Raw genomic sequence first — 19,138 nt, 5'->3', positions numbered from 1 at the left:
GGCGGTCGACGTGCGGGCCACGGCCGGCGCCAGTGAGCACGCTCACACCGTGCGAATTGCGGTTTACTTTTATGTACCCGTCCGACGTTGTCAATAGCGAATACCGTTGCTAGTCCGGACTTTGCGATGACGATCTACGGGGAAGCGTCGGCGTCGGCACCGGAAACCAGAATTCGCTTTCGGGCAGAAGCCACCAGGCTCTCGGTTAGGATTGCTGCGACCGAAGTCAGGAGACGTCGATGCCCCAGACGACCACCGGCCGGCCGGCTTCGGCCGCCGCGCCCGTTCGGCGACGACCGAAGGACCGCAAGGCGCAGATCGCCTTGGTGGCGGCGCAGGCCTTCAGTGAACGGGGCTATCACGCGGTCGGCGTGGACGACATCGCCGCCACTCTCGGTATCTCCGGCCCTGCCCTCTATCGCCATTTCCCCAACAAGTACGCCTTGCTGGTCCATGCCGCGATGGGAACGGTCGGCGCCCTCCGATCGGCCTCCGATGCCGCCGCCGAGTCCGACGATCCGGACCGCACCCCTGAGCTCCGGTTGGATTCCGTGCTGCGAGCACTGATCGTGACGACCGTCGAAAGCCGCAAGACCGGTGGGCTCTACCGGTGGGAGGGCCGCTACCTCCGACCCGACGACCGGGACCTGATGCGGACCGAGTTCGTCGCGGTGACCCAGAACGTCGCGGGGCCGCTGCGCGAGTTGCGACCCGACCTCGCCGAACGCGAATCGGTGATCCTCGCTGCAGCCGCGCTCAGCGTGATCGGGAGCATCACTGCCCACAGCGCCGCGCTGGCGAACCGCAAGATCGAGAAGCTCCTGCTCGGCACCGCGTGGGGCGTGTTGAGATGCGACCTGGCCGGCGCGCCGCCCGCGACGACGACGATCGACGATCCCGCCGCACAGCGCGGACTCGCCGTGACCTCCAAGCGTGAACTACTGCTCGCGGAGGCGGTGAAGATCTTCCACGACCGCGGCTATCACGAGTCGAGCATCGAGGAGATCGGCGCCGCAGCGGGCATCAACGCATCCAGCGTCTACCGACACTTCCCCAGCAAGGCGGACCTGCTGGCTGCCGCATTCCACCGGGCAGCCGATCGCCTGGCCATGGCGACGGCCGCGGCGCTCGCCGCCTCCACCGACCCGGACGAGGCGCTCAGTCGACTATCGGCCACCTATATCGACCTGGCATTCACGCATCCCGAGGTGCTCTCCGTGTACTTCTCGGAGATAGGCAACCTGCCCAAGCAGGAGCGCACCAACCTCCGCAACGTGCAGCGCCTGCACGTCGAGGAGTGGGTCCACCTGCTCACCGCGGTACGGCCAGAGCTGTCCGCGGTCGAGGCCAGGTTCCTGGTGCACGCGGCTCTCGGCCAGACCCTCGACGTGGGCCGGCTACTCCATTTCGACACCGGCGCACAGGCCCGCGGCCGGATGCAGACCCTCATGCTGACGGTGCTGCACAGCTGACCGGCCGCGAGCCGTCGCCTCAGGCCGTGGCGCCGCTCATGATCGCCGATTCGAGCTCGTCGTACGACTCGTGCAGCAGTTCGACGTATCGATCGTCGTCCGGCAACTGCAGCGGATCCGCGGTGACGTTGATCGTGAGGACGTCCCCGACGCTGTCGACCCGGTGCGCAAGACCGGCGAGCCCCGAGAGCGGGCACAGGCCGAAACTCGCGACCACCGTCGCATCGCCGAGCTTCATGTCCGCCGGCCCCTTGGGCACGTTCGAGACGAGCGCGTTCCCCAGGCTGACAGTCGACGACTCCGGCTTGGGCAGCGCGCCGAGAACCGCAAGGCCCGCGCGAAGGAGGGCGCCGGGAACGGCACCGGGGAGCTCATCGAGCGTCAGCGACGCGGGAGTGGTCGTGCGGACCCGTTCCTCGAGGACCGAATCGTGGATCTCCCGCACCCGCTCGACCGGATCCTCGGTCTCGGTGTGCAGATCCACGTACATGGTCACGAACCGGTTTCGCGACGTCGCCTCCACTGTCGAGCGGGTCGACATCGGGACCCCAGCACCCAGCGAACCGGCAGGCACCTCGCCTGACGCGTGCAGGTAATTCCGCATCGCCCTGCCGATCACGGCGAGCACCAGGTCGTTGACCGTGACCTCGCCGAGCCTTACCTTCATCGCACGCAGGCCGCCGAGCGGGAGTATCGCGGTGTTGAAAACCCGGTCAGGGCCCAACGGCTGGTTGAGCGTCGTGCGCGGGCGAACGGCGGTGGGCGTCCGGTACAGCCCCAGATCGCTCCCGAGTTGCATTGCACGCTGCGCCGAGCGCGCCCTGAGGAGTTCCTGTGCGAGCCGACCCAGATTCCGTGGGGTCGATCCGAGCGCCCGCGCCAGCATTCCGACCTGCGACGGCGGCGCGGCCGGGTCCACGACCTCGACGATTTCGTCCTGCTCGTCCGGCTCCGCCGCGAAGAGGCGGCGTGCGATCGCGGCGCTCAACATGCCGTCGGCCGCCGCGTGATGCAGCTTCAGCGCCGCCACGGTGGCCTCACCCGCGATGCCATCGATCCCGCGGACGCCGGAGATCACGTGGAGTTCCCATGGCGGCCTTGACTCGTCCATCGGGCTCTGCAGCAGGTCGGCGAGCAACGTCCGCACGTCCTCCCAGCGCTCGGCCGTGTGGAAGACGAGGTGATTGTCGACGGAGAACTCCGGGTCCTCCGCCCAGTACGGATGGTCGAGGTCCAACGGCACGCGGACAACCCGCTGTCGCAGGATCTCCATCCCGCCCGCGCGGTCCGCGATCCACCGGGTGATCTCGGCGGGATCCGGACGTCGATCCGAATCACGTTCGGCCACAAAGGCATACGCGGTCATGGTGGCCTGTTTGGCCTGTTCCTTCTCCACGTACAGAAATACGGTGTCTCTCGGATGCATCTGCTCCATGTACCGCCTCATCCCCAACACGCGCCGCTTCACCCCGAGGCGACGCTCCCGATGTCCAACCGTACCGGCGAACCATTCCCGAGGCAGATCTGGTCCCTTAGCTCGGCAAACGACTCGAGAAGGAGTTCGCGATAGCGGCGGATGTCGGCCAACTGCACTGGATCGGCGGTGACATTGACGGTGAGGGAGTTGCCCACCGAGCCGATGGCGTGGGCCACCCCGCCCAAACCCACGAGCGGCGCGAGGCCGAAGCCTGCGACCACGGTCGCATCGCACAGGCGCAGGTCCGCACCGCCACTGCGCACGCTGCTGACCAGAGTGTTGACGTAGTGGATCGAGTCCGCCCGTCGCTTCGGCCGTCCGTAACCGATCCGCAGCGCGGCTCGAATCGCCCATCCGGGTATGACCCCGACGACATCGCAGGAAGCCGCAACGGCCTCGGCCGGAATGCTCAACCGCTCGCGCTCCTCCAGGACCGACCGATGGATCGCGCGGGCCCGCGCGATCGGATCGACCGTGGCGGTGTGCAGGTCCACCGCCATCGTGAGGAACTGATTTCGTGACTCGGAGGCGCGGGTGCGGCGGATGGACATCGGAACCGCGGCGGCCAGCGAACCCGCAGTCGGGCCATCGATCTCGTGGAGGTACCTCCGCAACGCGCCCGCGATCACCGTCAGTACGAGGTCGTTGACGGTGACCTCGCCGAGCGCGGCCTTCATGTCCCGCACTTCGTCGAGCGGGAGGAACGCCACGTCGAACACCCGATCGGGGCCGAGCGGCTGGTTGAGCACGGTCCGCGGCCGCTTCGCGACGGGCAGGGTGTGCGTGCCCTCCTCGCGCTCGACCAGGAGTCGGTGGCGCGTCGCGCGGAACTCTCGCAGGCCGCCGACGAGCTCGCCGACCTTGCGCGGGCACGCTCGGACGGCGGAGGCGAACAGACCGGCCGGGGCCGGTATCTGCAGGGCGGCGACCGGCCCGCCGGGGCGAACAGCCGGAACCGGGCCTGCCGCGAACAGCGTCCTGGAGATGGTGGTGCTCAGCTCGCCGTCCGCCATCGAGTGATGGAACTTCATCACCGCGACCGTGGCCTCCCCCCCGACGCCGGGGATACCGCGGACCCCGGTGACGACGTGGAGTTCCCACAGCGGCCTGGACCGATCCATCGGCTGCTGTACGAGCTGCGCCATCCATTCGCGCAGCTCCTGCCATCCCGAGCCGTCATGGAAGAAGAGGTGATCATCGACGGAGTGCTCGGGATCCTCGACCCAGTAGGGATGGTCGAGGTCGAACGGGACGCGGACCAGTCGTTGGCGCAATACCGCGATCCCGCGAGCGCGGTCGGAGATCCACCGGGCGATCTCCCGGCGATCGGCCGGGTGAGCCTGCGAACCATCGGGGACGAACGCGTAGGCGGACAGAAAGGTCTGCCAGGCGACGGGACGCTCCACATAGAGGAACACCGCATCCCTCGGATCGACCTGCAGCACGTAACTCCCCGTTCGTCGACCCCTGCCGGCGAGACGGTACCGTTTGACACTAAGCCCCGCGCATCGAGGCTCCCGCAGCGCGGGACGACGCGCGTTCCCCGCCGGTCAGCCCCGACCGTGGTTCTGGTCCACTCCGAGATCGCTCGGCCGGTAGCCAACCGGGTATCCGGGATAGGTCCGGTTGTGCGGGTCCCTTGCGGCCTTCGACCTCCTGCGCGGCGGCAGCAGCCGGACAGCCTTGGACCGGGCAACCAATCCGCGCTGCGCGACGCCCGTCATCCAGGCCGGTGCGGCCGGGAACCCGAAGGCCGAGCGCATCTGCTGATCCAGCATCGCGTAGACCCCCTGACGCACGGCAGGCCGAAGCGGACGGGGGAACCACGCACAGAACAGGTCCCGGGTGTAGACGCCGATCAGGTGATTGTCCTCGGTGTACCGGAAGCGCTCGGCCTCGTACTCGATCTTGAACCGGTAGAACTCCTGAAAGTCCTCCGGGATGTCCTTGATGCCCATCCGCAGTCCGACCTCCCGATAGAAGAGGAAGGAGGCAAGCCGTTCGTTGGGGTGCAGTGGGCGCCATCCGTAGCGGTCGATCCAGTCCAACGGATCGAAGGCGAAAGTGCTCAGCACGTACAACATGTCCGAATTGTCGATGTCGTACTTCGCGTGCATCCGGTTCACCATTCGCAGCGACTCCGTGCCGCGGGGCGAGTCGTAGCCGTGCTCGACGAGTTCTGCCATCAGCAGCGCGGTGTCGTCATAGCGCTTCTGCGGCCGCTTCTCGAACTCCCCGGTCCGGCGCAGCAATGCGGAGATCGTCGGCACGCAGTAGGTCCGGAACAGCGCGAACTCGAGCGCGCGCTGGTAGTCCCACGGAAACTCGAAGCCGGCGGTGATCCGATGGATCTCGTGGTTGTCCGTTGCCGGATCGAGTTGCTCGATCCGGTGGAGCCAGCCATACCTGCCGCGCGGTCGGGACGGGTTCTCGTTCACCAGCAACATGGTGCCCTCTCAGCTCCGGCCGTGCCGCGTCTTGAGCAACCACGCGGCGATCTTCATGTCCCGGGGTTTACGTTCCATCGACAGCAGGTTCAACGGCGCCCGGTACTTCTGCCGGGCAACCGACTTGGCGCGGCTGAACTCGCGCAGTCCGTCGGCGCCGTGGATCCGGCCGAAGCCCGACTCCCCCACCCCGCCGAACGGGAGCGCGGCCACGCCCGCGAATCCCAGCACCGAGTTGATCGTGACCACTCCGGCTCGCAACCGCTCGGCCGCCTCCACCGCCCGCCTGCGGTCACCGGTGAAGATCGAGGCACCGAGTCCGTACTTGGAGGCGTTGGCCGCAGCAATCCCCTCGTCCAGGTCCGCGACCCGATTGATCACCACCGTCGGACCGAAGGTCTCCTCCCGGACGGCGCTGCTGTCCTCCGGAACATCGACGAGGATCACCGGTTCGACGAAGGGCCCGCGGATCGACTCCTGGCCGCCGAGCACCGCGCGACCGCCCCTGGCGAGGGCATCGTCGATCTGCCCGCGCACCACCTCCGACTGCCGTGCCATCGTCATCGGCCCATACGAGGAGTCCGGGGCACCGCCGGGTCGCAACCGCTTGGCCTTCTCGGTGACCTTCTGCACGAACGTGTCGAACACCCCGTCCGCCACATAGATTCGTTCCACGCCGACACAGGTCTGGCCCGCGTTGCCCATGGCGCCGAAGACGGCGAAACTCGACGCCTCCTCCAGATCCGCATCTGCGTCCACCAGCATCGCGTCCTTGCCGCCGCACTCCGCGACCATCGGGGTCAGGGTCTCCGCGCACAAGGCCATCACCTTCTTGGCGGTCGGCGTCGAACCGGTGAACGCGACCTTGTCGACCCCGGCCCTGCAGAGCGCGGTCCCTGTGCCGCCGTCACCCGTGATCACCTGCAGCACAGGCTGGTTGGGGACGAGCGCTTGCCACTTGTCGGCGATCCACACTGCGACACCCGGCGTCAGCTCACTCGGCTTGAAGACCACCGCGTTGCCCGCCGCGAGTGCGTACGAGATCGAACCCATCGGCGTGTACAGCGGATAGTTCCACGGCCCGATCACCCCCACCACGCCGAGCGGCTGGTATCGGACGGTCGCCTCCTGATTGGCGCTCACCAACCCGGCGGGCACCTTCTTCTTGCCGAGCACCTTGGCGGCGTTGCGGGCGGCCCAATCCAGGTGCTCGACGGTGAGCATCACCTCCAGCAGGGCGTCGCCCGGCGGTTTCCCGGTCTCGCGGGAGATCACGGCAGCCAGGGCCTGCGCGTCGGATGCGATCGCCGTCTTCCAGTCCAGCAGCCATCGCTTGCGTCCGTCGAAGCCCAGCGACTCCCACCACCGCGCGGCGGGGCGAGCCCGCTCGACGACCCTCGCGACCTCGTCCGCATCCGCGACCGGGTAGCTGGCGATGACCTCGTCGGTGCGCGGATCCAGCGACTCGATCACCCCCGCCCCCGCGGGAGACCCGGCTGTCTCGGTGAGCTCGTGCTTCTTGGCCGCCTGCTGTGGCATGGACAGTTCCCTCCGTCGCCGATCGCCTCTAGATACTTCGCATCAAATATATTTGATGTGATGTAGTGTTATGGACATCACATTAGGCGGCGGCGGGCCCGCCGACAAGACCACATCGACACTGATCCCCCGGCGCGCACCGTGCGCCCACCCAACCAGCGGGAGCCAACGAAGATGAGCGTTGAATTCACCACGGAACAGAAGGCATTCGCCAAGGCCGTCACGGACTTCTGCAAGCGCGAGGCCGGCACGCGCGAGAAGCGCGATCAGTTGACGGATCACGGCGCGCACAATCACAACCAGGGCGTATACGAGAAGATGGCCGAGCTGGGCTGGCTCGGGCTGACCATCCCCGAGGAATTCGGCGGCTCCGACGCGACCATGGTCGACATGTGCATCCTGCTCGAGCAGACCCAACGCGGGATGTTGCCGATCGGCGCGATCGGGCCGACGCTCATCACCGGCGGGGCATACGCCAAGTTCGGCACCCCGCAGCAGAAGGACGAGGTGCTGCGCGGCATCGTCCGCGGTGCGTCCCAGTCGATCTCGATGTCCGAGCCCGAGGCCGGCTCCGATGTCGGGAACCTGAGCACCAAGGCCGAGCAGACCTCGGACGGCTGGCTGGTCAACGGCCAGAAGACGTGGTGCTCCAACGCCCACATCTCGGAGAACATCCTGCTCGTCGCGCGTACGAGCCGCGGCGAGAACAAGCACGAGGGCATGACCATGTTCCACGTGCCCGCCCGCACGGACGGCCTGAAGATCAGCCCGATCGAGCTGATGGGCGGCCAGAAGGAGACGAACGACCTCTACTTCACGGACTGCGTCCTCCCCGCGGATGCGGTGGTCGGCGAGGTGGGGAACGGCTGGCGTCAGCTGATGACCGGACTGAACTTCGAACGGCTGATCCTTGCCGCGATGATCCTGGGGACCGCGGAGCGGGCCTTCGACGACACCCTCGGGTACATCACCCAGCGCAAGCAGTTCGGCCGGCCGATCGGCAGCTTCCAGTCGCTGCGGCACCGGATGGCGGACCTCGCCACCGAGATCGAATGCACCAAGCTGCTCGTCTACAACGTCGCGCGCGAGGCGGACGCCAACCCGGACAAGGTCCTCGCCCGAGAGGCCTCGATGGCCAAGCTGAAGGCGACGGAGACCGCCAAGCGCGTCGCCCTCGAGGGCATGCAGATGATGGGCGGGTACGGCTACGCCACCGAGTTCGACATGGAGAAGCACGTCCGCGGGGCGCTGGTGTCCACCATCTTCGGCGGGACCAGCGAGATCCAGCGCGACATCATCGGCAAGACGTACGGCTTGTAGCCGCTGGCAGGCGTTTAAGCTGATTGCCGTCAGAAGGAGACTCGATGACCTCGTCCGCCACACCACGCCCCAAGGAGGCGCGCGCGCTCCGTCGCCGCCCCCAGCTCTCCGATGACGTCGCGGTGCACGTCCGCAACCTCATCATGTCGGGCGGGGTGCGGCCGGGCGAGTTCATCCGTCTCGACGAGACCGCCGCCGAACTCGGGGTCAGCGTCACCCCTGTCCGCGAGGCCCTGCTGACACTGCGCAGCGAGGGCCTCGTGGAGCTGGTGCCGCACCGTGGGTACGTCGTCGCCGCTCTCAGTCGTGGCGACATCAACGACGTCTTCTGGCTGCAGGGGCAGATCGCCGAGGAGCTGACCTCGAGGGCCACCGCGGCAATCGACAAGGAGACCCTCGACGAGCTCCGCGCCATCAATGTGAAACTGGCACGTGCCGTGGAGGATTCGGATGCGGCACGGATCGAGGACCTCGAGTTCGGCTTCCATCGGATCCTCAATCGGTTGGCGGGTTCCGCCAAGCTCTCCCGGTTCCTGCTCAATGCGACCCGGTATACGCCGGTGCACTTCTACTCGGCGGACCACGGCTGGGGCGATGCCGCCATCGCGAGCCACGACCGGCTGATCGACGCGATGGCCGTGGGGGACGCCGAGGAGGCCGGGCGCGAATCCCGGGCGCACTTCCTCGACGGGGCGCAGCGACTGATCAGCCACCTCGAAGACGTCGGGATCTGGGACTGACGGTGTAGTCGTCACCGAGCGCTAGCGGGTCACCGCCTCCGCGCCGGACCACCAGCCGTCGAGGACGCGGGCGATCACGGCCAGTGCCTCGGGCGAGGCCATCCCCCAGTGCGTCGATTCCACCGGATGATTGTGGATCGCGCCGTCCACCACCGACCGCCAGGTCGAGGCCCCGAGCGACCCGCTCCTGTCTTCCTGCGCCGCGGTGAAGTACACGACATCTCCCGCGAACGACTTCGGACGATGCGCGGCCAGCAGCACGAGGGATTCCACCACTGATTCGACGGCCTGTGCCCGGTCGTGGAGGCGGATCCCCTCCGGGACCAGCCCGCCGAGCAGCTCGTCCGGTGTCGGCTCATCGAGGACCGACCGTGCAGGCGCGGCCTCGTGATCGGCGAAGCTGTCCATCATCGCCAGTAGCGCGACATCCTCGCCCTCTGACTGCAATTGGACCGCCATTGCCTGCGCGATCACGCCACCGAGCGACCACCCCAGCAGGTGATAGGGCCCCTCGGGTTGAATCGAACGGATCTCGCGCACGTACCTGTCGGCCCATTCACCGATCGAACCCGGCGCCCAGCCGGAGCTCCCGAGCGCGGGCGACTGCAGGCCGTAGATTCCGCGGTCGGACTCGAGGTGCCGGGCCAGGCCGGCGAACGCCCACGAGAGCCCGCCGATCGGGTGCACGCAGAACAGGGGCGGCTCGGATCCACCGACGCGGATCGGGAGCAGCACCTCGAAGGACTCCTCACCGTCCGCGTCGGCCCTCGTGCCGGAGTCGATCCGGTCGGCGAGCCCCGCCGGGGTCGGCTCGGAGAACATCCATTGGAGGCGAACCTCGGATCCGAGTCGGGCCGTCAGCCGAGCCACCACGCCGGTGGCGATCAGCGAGTTGCCGCCGAGCTCGAAGAAGTTGTCGTCCACACCGACCTGGCCGACACCGAGCACCTCGGCCAGCACCTCTGCGATCGCGACCTCCGTCGCGGACACCGGTGCGCGATACTCGCGGGCGACCGGCACCGGCGCGGGCAGAGCCGAGCGGTGAAGCTTGCCGGACGCGTTCACCGGCAACGCCCCCAGCCTCACGAACACGCTCGGAATCATGTACTCCGGCAGGGCGCGGCCGAGGGAGGCGCGGGCGACGCCCGGATCGAACGACGGGTCGCCGACCACATACCCGACCAGTTGTGGATGCCCCAGGCTGTCCTGCCGGACCACGGCCACGGCCTGCTCGACCCCGTCGAGCCCGAGCAGGGCCGCCTCGATCTCGCCGAGCTCTATCCGCAGACCACGCAACTTCACCTGGAAGTCAGTACGACCGATGTACTCCAGCTCACCCGCGGCGCTCCAGGTCACCAGGTCACCGGTCCGGTACATCCGCGCACCCGCACCACCGAACGGATTCGCCACAAACCGATCCGACGTCAGATCACTACGACCCACATACCCGCGGGCCAACTGCACACCCGCCAGATACAACTCACCCGGCACCCCCACCGGCACCGGCCGCAACCGCGAATCCAACACGAACACCTGCGTGTTCCACACCGGCGCACCGATCGGCACCGACACCTCATCCGCCGCAGTGACCTCATGGAAGGTCACGTCCACCGCGGCCTCCGTCGGCCCATACAGATTGTGCAAACGCGACGACGGCAACACCTCACGCAACAACGCCGCGGTCTGCGCGGGCAACGCCTCACCCGAAGCGAACACCCGCCGCAACGACACCGCCTCCACCACCGACGGCTCCGCCACGAACACCGCCAACATCGACGGCACAAAATGCGCCGTCGACACCGACTCCTCCACGATCACCCGAGCCAGATACGCCGGATCCCGATGACCATCCGGCACCGCGATCACCATCCGGGCACCAACCTGCAACGGCCAGAACAACTCCCACACCGACACATCGAAGGTCACCGGAGTCTTCTGCAACACCACATCATCAGCCGACAGCCCGTACTCGCCCTGCATCCACAACAGACGATTCACGATCGCCGCATGCGAAACCGCCACACCCTTGGGCCGACCCGTCGAACCCGACGTGAAAATCACATACGCCGTATTGGACGGCACCAACGGCGCCAACCGATCCGCATCAGTGACCGGCGCATCGGAGAACGACGCCAGGTCGACCGCGTCGATCTCCACGACCTCGGCCGCCGCGGCCGTGAAAACGTCGCGAGAGGTGCTCAACACACAGACCGGGGACGAGGATCCGAGTACGTGCGCCACCCGCTCCCCCGGCTGGTCCGGATCCACCGGCACGTACGCGCCACCCGACTTGATCACCGCATACACACCGACCAACAGATCGATCGACCGACGCATCGCCAACGCCACCAGCGATTCCGGACCGACACCGATGGAAATCAATTGCCGCGCAAGGCGGTTCACCCGAGCATCGAACTCGACATAGGTCAGAGCCTGGCCCTCGAACACGAGCGCCACCGAATCCGGCGTCCGCGCCACCTGCCCGTCGAACAGATCGACCAATGTCCGCGGCGCCACCGGATGTGCGGTGGCGTTCCACGCGCCCAGGATCGCCTCGCGACCCTCCTCGCCGATGAGGTCGATATCGCCGACCGGGCATTGCGGGTCGGCCGCCATCGCGTCGAGAATCCGGCCGAACCGGCGCGCGAAACCGTCCACCGTCGACCGGTCGAACAGGTCCGTCGCGTAGACCAAGGAAACCGACAGTCCGCCTGCACCTGCCTGTTCCACGACCGTCACCTGCAGGTCGAACTTCGCCACCTCGACCGCCGCGCCGACCCCCGATACGTGCAAGCCCGGCAGCTCCAGGTCCGGCTGCTCGAGGTTCTGGTAGGACAGCATCACCTGGAAGAGGGGGTGCCTCGACATGGACCGCTCCGGATTGAGCACCTCCACCACACGCTCGAACGGGACCTCTGTGTGCCCGAACGCACCCAGATCCGATTCACGCACGCGCGCCAGGAGTTCCGTCGACGATTCCGCCCCCTCGACCGACGTCCGCAGCACCAGGGTGTTGACGAACATGCCGACCAGATCGTCCAGTTCGGCTTCGCCGCGACCGGCCACCGGCGTGCCCACCGCGATATCGGAGGTACCGCTGAGCCTGCTCAACAACACCGCGAGGCCCGCGTGCACTGCCATGAACAACGAGGCATTGTGCTGTGCGGCCCAATCGGACAGTCCGGCCCGGGTGCGCTCGCTGATGGGGGTGTCCACCCGGGCACCCGCGTGTGTCCGGACCGCCGGACGCGAACGATCCGATGGCAGATCCAGCTGTGCGGGCAGCCCGGACAGCGCGCCGCGCCAGTACCCGAGCTGCCGCGCCACGAGCGACGAGGGATCGGACTCGTCACCGAGAACCTCACGCTGCCACAACGCGAAGTCGGCGTACTGCACGGCCAACGGCGACCACACCGGTACCTCGCCCCTGACCCGCGCGACATAGGCCGCCATGACGTCTCGCGTCAGCGGCCCCATCGAGAAGCCGTCGGCACTGATGTGATGCACCACGATCGCCAGCACGTGCTCGGTCGTGGTCACATGGAAGAGGGCCACCCGGATCGGGACCTCGGCCGCCACGTCGAAACCCGCCACCACGAGTTCGGCCACACGATCGGACAGGTCGCCCGTCGACACCTCGACCGGGACCAGATCCGGGACCACCCACGCCGCGGGCACGATCACCTGAGAAGGACCATCACTCGACTCCGGATACATTGTGCGCAACGACTCGTGTCGCTCGAGCACGTCGCGAATCGCCGAACGCAGCGCCGCGACATCGAGTGCACCCGACAGCCGCACGACGACCGGGATGTTGTTCACGGCCGACTCCGGATCGAACCGGTTCAGGAACCACATCCGCTGCTGCGCCAGCGACAGCGGAATGCGATCCGGTCGGGGCCTCGGCGCCAGCGCCGCTCGCGCCGACCCGGAGTCCCGCTCGACCCGCACCGCGAGCGCCGCCACCGTCGGGGACTCGAACAACAGCCGAACCGGAACCGTCACGCCCAGCACGGAGCCGAGACGCGCCGCCACTCGCGTCGCGATCAACGAGTTCCCACCGAGGTCGAAAAAGTTGTCGTCCAACCCGACTCTCGGAAGACCGAGCACCTCCGAGATCGTCCCGGCGACGATCTCCTCGACCGGTGTCGACGGTGCGCGGAACGCCGTCGACACGAATTCCGGCGCAGGCAGAACGCCTCGGTCGAGCTTCCCGTTCACCGTCAACGGGATCTCGTCCAGCACCGTCACCACCGACGGCACCATGTGCGAGGGCAGGGTCCTCGCGGCGAACGCGGTCAGCTCCTCGGGGTCTGCCGACGCTCCGGCGGCCGCCACCACGTACGCGGCCAGCACCGTCGCCCCCGACGGGGCGGGACGGCCCATCGTCACCGCGAAATCCACCGACGGGTGCGCGGTCAGCGCCGCATCGACCTCGCCGAGTTCGATGCGGAAGCCGCGGATCTTCACCTGGAAGTCGCCGCGCCCCACGTACTCGAGTTCCAGATCCGACAGTCGGCCCTGTGCCGCTGGGGCGAGCCACCGCACCATGTCGCCCGTCCGGTACATTCGTGCACCGATCGACGAGAAAGGGTTCGCCACAAAGCGATCCGCGGTCAGACCCGATCGGTTGTGATATCCCCGCGCCATCGCCGGACCCGCGACGTACAGTTCGCCGACCACCCCCACCGGCACCGGGCGAAGCCGTCGGTCGAGCACCATCGCGGTCACCCCGCGGATCGGGCCGCCGATCGTCACCGCCTCGCCGGGCACAAGCGCCGCGCTGGCCGACACCATGACGGTCATCTCGGTCGGCCCATACGCGTTGTACAGGTCCCGGTCCGCACCCCAGCGGATCACCAGGTCCGAGCTCAGTGCCTCGCCGCCCATGACGACCACCCGCAGCGAATCGAGTCCGTCGGGCGCGAGCGCGGCCGCAGCGGACGGGGTGATGAAGGCATGGGTGACCCGCTGGCAATCGATGACGTCCGCCAGCTCACCGCCCCCGTACACGCCGGGGGGCACGATCACCAGGGCCGCTCCGGCCGCCGTCGCCATCAGGATCTCGAGGATCGATGCATCGAAACTGGGCGACGAGGAGTGCAGTACCCGAGATGAGGCCGTCACCGAGTACCGCTGCCGCTGCTCGAGGGCGAAGCTCGCGATGCCCTGATGCGTGACCACCACGCCCTTGGGAACCCCGGTCGAGCCGGAGGTGTAGATCATGTACGCCGGCTGGGCCGGGAGCATCGCAGCGAGCCTGTCCCGATCGGCGACCGCCGCCGTCGAGAGCGCAGCCCACTCCACCACAACGGCGTCGGCGTCGAGCGCCACCCAGTCCGCGTCCGGCAGGGCGTCCGTGTACCCGGCGACGGTGAGGCCGACCACCGCACCAGAGTCGGCGAGCATGTGTCCGAGGCGATCGACGGGGTAGGCGGGGTCCATGGGTACGACGGCTGCGCCGGTCTTCGCCACCGCCCACAGCGCCAGCATCGACTCGACCGATCGGGGCAGGGCGACCGCGACGAACGACTCCGGTCCGACACCGCGCGCGATCAGCAAGCGCGCCAGAGCGTTCGAGCGGGTGTCGAGCTCGCCGTAGTTCACGGTGCGGGAGCCGAACTCCAGTGCGGGCGCCGTCCGTTCGGTGACAGCCGCCGCCAGCAGCTCGGCAAGGGTGACCGGCGACTCCGCGGGGCGGCCGGCGACCGGGCACAGCGCCGCGCGCTCACGGGCGTCCATCACGTCGGCGTCCCCGATCGGCGCCGATGGATCCTGCGCCACCGCGTCGAGCAGCCGGACGAACCGTGCGGCCAGTGTGCGCACGGTCGACTCGTCGAACAGGTCCGTGGCATAGATGAAGGTGCCCGCGATTCCCGATCGGTCGGCCCGCTCCCCCAGTGCGAGCTGTAGATCGTATTTCGCGTACGCGAACCCGGGATCGACCTCGCTCACCGCCAAGCCAGGCAACTCCAGGACCGCGGGCTCGGCATTCTCCAACGCGAGCACGACCTGGAAGATCGGCGAGTGCGCGGTGGACCGTTCCGGTGCGAGGACCTCCACCAGTCGCTCGAAGGGCACCTCTGCGTGCGCCAGCGCACCGATATCCGATTCCCTTGTGCTGCGGAGCAACTCGGCGAAGGACACCGAGTGGTCCAGCACGGTCCGCAGGGCGAGCGTGTTGACGAACATGCCAACCAGGTCGTCGAGTACGTGCTCCCCGCGGCCGGCCGTCGGCGTCCCGATGACGACGTCGTCGGTGCCCGAGACCTTCGACAGCAACAACGCGAACGCCGCGTGCATGGTGGTGAACAGGGTCGCCTCGTGCTCGCGGGACAGCGCCGACAGCCGGCGGTGCAGGTCCGCTCCGATCTCGAACTCCACCCGTCCACCCTCGAGCGAGGCGGCGGCCGGGCGTGGGCGGTCGGTGGGCAGTGGCAACAGATCGGGAATGCCGGACAGTTCGTCGAGCCAGTACCGGACCTGGTGCGAGAGCAGGGATTCCGGGTCGTCTTCGCTGCCGAGCAATTCGCGCTGCCAGATCGAGTAGTCCGCGTACTGCACCGAGAGCGGCTCGGGCTCATATCGACCGCCGGCCACCGCGCTCGTGTAGGCGGCCACCACCTCACGCGCGAGCGGCGCCATCGAGACGCCGTCGGCCCCGATGTGGTGCAGCAGGAACAGCAGCACGTGCTCGCCCCCGCCGAGCTGGAACAGTCGCACCCGGACCGGCGGCTCCACCGTCACGTCGAATCCGGCCGCCGCAGCCGCGGCGAACCTGCCGCGCAGGTCCGCCTCGTCCGCGACCAGAATCCGACGGAGATCTGCATCGACCCCGGCGACCGGGATCACCACCTGCCGCGGTCCCTCGCCGTCGTCCGGGAACACCGTGCGCAGTGATTCGTGCCTATCCAACACGCTCTGGACCGAGGTTTGCAGCGCCTCATGGTCGAGTTCGCCGACCAGCCGGATCCCGAGCGGGAGGTTATATGCGGGCGATGAGATGTCGAACTGGTTGATGAACCACATCCTGGCCTGTGCCAGGGACAGGGGGACCCGATCCGGGCGTGGCCCGGCCACCAGTTCGGGCCGACGACGCGCGCCGTCGGCCCGAACCGACGCCAGGGCGGCGAGCCCCGCGACGGTCGGCGCGTCGAACACCTCTCGCAGACTCACGTCGCATCCGAGTGCCGCGTTGACCCGGGCCACCACCCGTGCGGCGGACAGCGAGTTGCCGCCGTGATCGAAGAAGGAATCCTGGGCCGCGACCCGTTCGACCCCGAGGATCTCACCAAAGATCCGCGCGACCACCACCTCGGCCGGGGTCGACGGCTCACCGTGCTCACCAGGTGCGGATTCGAAGTCCGGCCTCGGCAGCGATTTCCGATCGAGCTTGCCGTGCACCGTGATCGGAAACTCCGCGAGTGTCAGCACGGTGATCGGCACCATGTACTCGGGCAGCGAACGGCCAAGGAACGCACGCAGCTCATCGCCGTCGATGAGCGCCTCGGCGGCGGCGACCGCGTAGCCGACCAGCTGCTGGTTTCCGGGAACGTCCTCTCTGACCACCACGACCGCCTGCGCCACCGTCGGGTGTGCGAGCATCGCGGACTCGATCTCGCCGAGCTCGATCCGCAGGCCGCGCAACTTCACCTGAAAATCGTTGCGTCCCAAATATTCCAGCTCGCCGGATACATGGGATCGCACCAGGTCGCCGGTCCGGTACATCCGCTCACCCGCGGCCCCGAACGGGTTGGCCACGAACCGATCCGACGTCAGATCACTACGACCCACGTACCCGCGGGCCAGCTGCACACCCGCCAGATACAACTCGCCCGGCACCCCCACCGGCACCGGATGCAGGCGCGAATCCAACACCAGCACCTGCGTGTTCCACACGGGCACACCGATCGGCACCGACACCCGATCCGCGGCTGTGACCTCATGGAACGTCACATCCACCGCGGCCTCCGTCGGCCCGTACAGATTATGTAATCGCACCGACGGTAGAACCTCACGCAGCGACCCAGCCGTCTGCGCCGGAAGCGCCTCACCCGAGGCGAACACTCGTCGCAGCGAACTACAACCCGCCATACCCGGCTCCGACACGAACACCGCCAACATCGACGGCACAAAGTGGGCGGTCGACACCGACTCCTCCGCGATCACCCGAGCCAGATACGCCGGATCCCGATGACCATCCGGCACCGCGATCACCATCCGAGCACCGACCTGCAACGGCCAGAACAACTCCCACACCGACACATCGAACGTCACCGGGGTCTTCTGCAGCACCACGTCGTCGACGGTCAGCCCGTACTCGCCCTGCATCCACAACAGACGATTCACGATCGCGGCATGGCTCACGGCCACACCCTTGGGCCGGCCCGTCGAACCCGACGTGAAGATGACGTACGCCGCGTTCTCCGGCGCCAGCGGCGCCATCCGATCCGCATCCGTCACCGGCGCATCCGAAAACCCGCCGAGGTCCAACTGCTCGAGGACCACACCCGGTGATCCGGCGGGCAGAGCCGCGCCGTCGGCGCCGGTGGTGAGTACGACAACCGGCGCGGTGGTCTCGAGCACGTGCGCCGTGCGCTCGGCCGGGTGGTCCGGGTCGAGGGGGAGGTAGGCGCCGCCTGCCTTGACCACGGCGTACACGGCGACCAACAGGTCGATCGACCGACGCATCGCCAGCGCGACCACGGTGTCCGGACCGACCCCGTCGGCGATGAGATGGCGCGCCAGCCGGTTGGCGCGGGCGTCGAACTCTGCGTAGGTCAGCGCGTGCCCCTCGAACACCAGAGCGACCGACTCCGGCGTCCGCGCCGCCTGCTCGTCGAACAGATCCGCAAGGGTGCTCCGGGCAGGCGGGGCCTCAAGCGCCTTGGCGTCCCGCTCGATGGTGTCCAGGACCGCGCCCAGGCCACCCTCGGCCGCGACCACCATCGGTGCCAGTCCGGACAGGGTCACCGAGACGATGGCCTCAGCGTCCAATCCCCTGGCAGCGAGCGGTCCGGCCAGCATCTGGAGGCGCTCGTCGAGTTCCCGATAGGTCACCGACACATCGTCGACTTTCACGACGACCGCGTCGGGGCGAGTAGCCGCGACGGCGGCGACCGACCGGGGGAAATCCGACAACACCTACTCCGAAACTATTGAGCCCTCGCCATGCCCGAATCCCCCCTGCACCATTCGGCATGACCATCGCGTAGTGCGACACCGAGGGAAAAGACTACGTGACCGGCACACATCCCGCCCGGACTCGGTCACGGCCACGACCGCCCTCCCCGACCCACTCCTGTGGCGTCTCCTGAGAGCCCTGGCAGGCCGCACATAGGGCGACCGAAACCGTTTGCCGTGCCCCGGCTCTCGCGATCCAGCGGAGGTCTCGTTTCGTAACAAAAACCGACCAGATGGTTTATCTTGCTTCGGCGGATTGTCGTTCACAGCAAAGGAGCCCGCAGGACACGCACCACCCGGTTACTCACAGGCTTGCTCGCCACCTCGGCCCTACTGCTCGGCCTGGGCGTCGCGTCCGCCCTTGCTGACCGAGTTCCGGGCCCGGCCGTACCACCCGCAAAGGTTGTCGGACCGGGCACCACGATCACGTTCGACGACTACACGGAGTACGGCTACTGGTGCACACGGGGCGCCGGCACCGATTCCGCCGGTCGCAAGGTAGGCATCACCGCAGGCCACTGCAACCCGCAGGTAGATCCCGACAACCCAACCAACGACCCCGATCACACCGACGCCGACGCCGACGCCGACGGCAACAAGATCCACACCGCGATCGTGGGTCCCGCGCGGGGCACGCACACCTGATCGATTCCGAAACGAGAAACCGGCCCGAGAGCTGAGCTCTCGGGCCGGTTCGTCGTTCGGTGACGCCTACTTGTCGGCGTCCCCCGCCATCGCATCGATCAGGCTCTTCGGCCGCATGTCGGTCCAGTTCGCCTCGACGTAGTCGACGCACTCCTGGCGCGAGGAGGGGCCGTGCACCTCGTTCCAGCCCGCCGGGACCTTCGCGAACATCGGCCACAGCGAGTGCTGACCCTCGTCGTTCACCAGCACGAGGAACTGGCCGTCCTCGTCATCGAAGGGGTTGCTCATAGATCTACCTTTCTTTCGTCATGTCCT

The 19,138-nt window shown here is 67.8% G+C and carries 10 protein-coding genes; 4 read left to right on the top strand and 6 right to left on the bottom strand.

Going from position 1 to position 19,138, the window contains the following annotated elements; genetic code table 11:
• Positions 1-239 precede the first annotated feature (239 nt).
• On the top strand, positions 240-1,472 hold the full coding sequence (locus JOE46_RS24315) for a TetR/AcrR family transcriptional regulator (protein WP_209928715.1): 1,233 nt from the start codon (positions 240-242) through the stop codon (positions 1,470-1,472).
• 19 nt (positions 1,473-1,491) lie between these two features.
• Here the strand turns inward: JOE46_RS24315 and JOE46_RS24310 are convergent, their stop codons facing one another.
• From JOE46_RS24310 to JOE46_RS24295, 4 genes are all read right to left on the bottom strand, one after another.
• A complete protein-coding gene (locus JOE46_RS24310; RefSeq protein ID WP_179800492.1) occupies positions 1,492-2,907 on the bottom strand; it encodes a wax ester/triacylglycerol synthase domain-containing protein in 1,416 nt (471 codons plus the stop codon).
• Between the two features lie 29 nt (positions 2,908-2,936).
• Complete coding sequence (locus JOE46_RS24305; protein ID WP_209928714.1) at positions 2,937-4,394, bottom strand: wax ester/triacylglycerol synthase domain-containing protein; 1,458 nt, start codon at positions 4,392-4,394, stop codon at positions 2,937-2,939.
• Between the two features lie 105 nt (positions 4,395-4,499).
• Positions 4,500-5,396 carry an oxygenase MpaB family protein gene (locus JOE46_RS24300; protein WP_136911921.1) on the bottom strand — a complete coding sequence of 299 codons (897 nt, stop codon included), beginning with the start codon at positions 5,394-5,396 and terminating at the stop codon, positions 4,500-4,502.
• Positions 5,397-5,405: 9 nt separating this feature from the next.
• The gene (locus tag JOE46_RS24295; protein WP_209928713.1) at positions 5,406-6,935 is read right to left on the bottom strand and encodes an aldehyde dehydrogenase family protein; all 1,530 of its coding nucleotides are present in this window, start codon (positions 6,933-6,935) and stop codon (positions 5,406-5,408) included.
• 174 nt (positions 6,936-7,109) lie between these two features.
• Between JOE46_RS24295 and JOE46_RS24290 the strand changes: the two genes are divergently transcribed.
• Complete coding sequence (locus tag JOE46_RS24290) at positions 7,110-8,255, top strand: acyl-CoA dehydrogenase family protein (RefSeq protein WP_097211052.1); 1,146 nt, start codon at positions 7,110-7,112, stop codon at positions 8,253-8,255.
• Positions 8,256-8,299: 44 nt separating this feature from the next.
• The gene (locus tag JOE46_RS24285; protein WP_097211051.1) at positions 8,300-8,995 is read left to right on the top strand and encodes a GntR family transcriptional regulator; all 696 of its coding nucleotides are present in this window, start codon (positions 8,300-8,302) and stop codon (positions 8,993-8,995) included.
• A gap of 21 nt (positions 8,996-9,016) precedes the next feature.
• On the opposite strand, the gene JOE46_RS24280 is transcribed toward JOE46_RS24285, so the two are convergent.
• Complete coding sequence (locus tag JOE46_RS24280; protein WP_209928712.1) at positions 9,017-18,136, bottom strand: non-ribosomal peptide synthetase; 9,120 nt, start codon at positions 18,134-18,136, stop codon at positions 9,017-9,019.
• Positions 18,137-18,490: 354 nt separating this feature from the next.
• Between JOE46_RS24280 and JOE46_RS24275 the strand changes: the two genes are divergently transcribed.
• Entirely contained in the window at positions 18,491-18,823 is a 333-nt protein-coding gene (locus JOE46_RS24275; protein WP_209928710.1) for a hypothetical protein, read from the top strand.
• A 66-nt stretch (positions 18,824-18,889) separates the two neighbouring features.
• On the opposite strand, the gene JOE46_RS24270 is transcribed toward JOE46_RS24275, so the two are convergent.
• Positions 18,890-19,111: an MbtH family protein gene (locus JOE46_RS24270; RefSeq protein ID WP_097211048.1), complete on the bottom strand. Its 222-nt coding sequence runs from the start codon at positions 19,109-19,111 to the stop codon at positions 18,890-18,892.
• Positions 19,112-19,138 lie beyond the last annotated feature (27 nt).

The organism is Rhodococcus sp. PvR099, assembly GCF_017833315.1.
Classification (GTDB): Bacteria; Actinomycetota; Actinomycetes; order Mycobacteriales; family Mycobacteriaceae; genus Rhodococcus_G; species Rhodococcus_G oryzae.
The sequence above is the reverse complement of the archived record's forward strand: the minus strand, read 5'-3'. Positions and strand labels throughout refer to the sequence as shown.

Coding starts and splice junctions, on each gene's coding strand:
- JOE46_RS24315 (WP_209928715.1), top strand. CDS start 240: ATGCCCCAGACGACCACCGGCCGGCCGGCTTCGGCCGCCGCGCCCGTT.
- JOE46_RS24310 (WP_179800492.1), bottom strand. CDS start 2,907: ATGGAGCAGATGCATCCGAGAGACACCGTATTTCTGTACGTGGAGAAG.
- JOE46_RS24300 (WP_136911921.1), bottom strand. CDS start 5,396: ATGTTGCTGGTGAACGAGAACCCGTCCCGACCGCGCGGCAGGTATGGC.
- JOE46_RS24295 (WP_209928713.1), bottom strand. CDS start 6,935: ATGCCACAGCAGGCGGCCAAGAAGCACGAGCTCACCGAGACAGCCGGG.
- JOE46_RS24290 (WP_097211052.1), top strand. CDS start 7,110: ATGAGCGTTGAATTCACCACGGAACAGAAGGCATTCGCCAAGGCCGTC.
- JOE46_RS24285 (WP_097211051.1), top strand. CDS start 8,300: ATGACCTCGTCCGCCACACCACGCCCCAAGGAGGCGCGCGCGCTCCGT.
- JOE46_RS24270 (WP_097211048.1), bottom strand. CDS start 19,111: ATGAGCAACCCCTTCGATGACGAGGACGGCCAGTTCCTCGTGCTGGTG.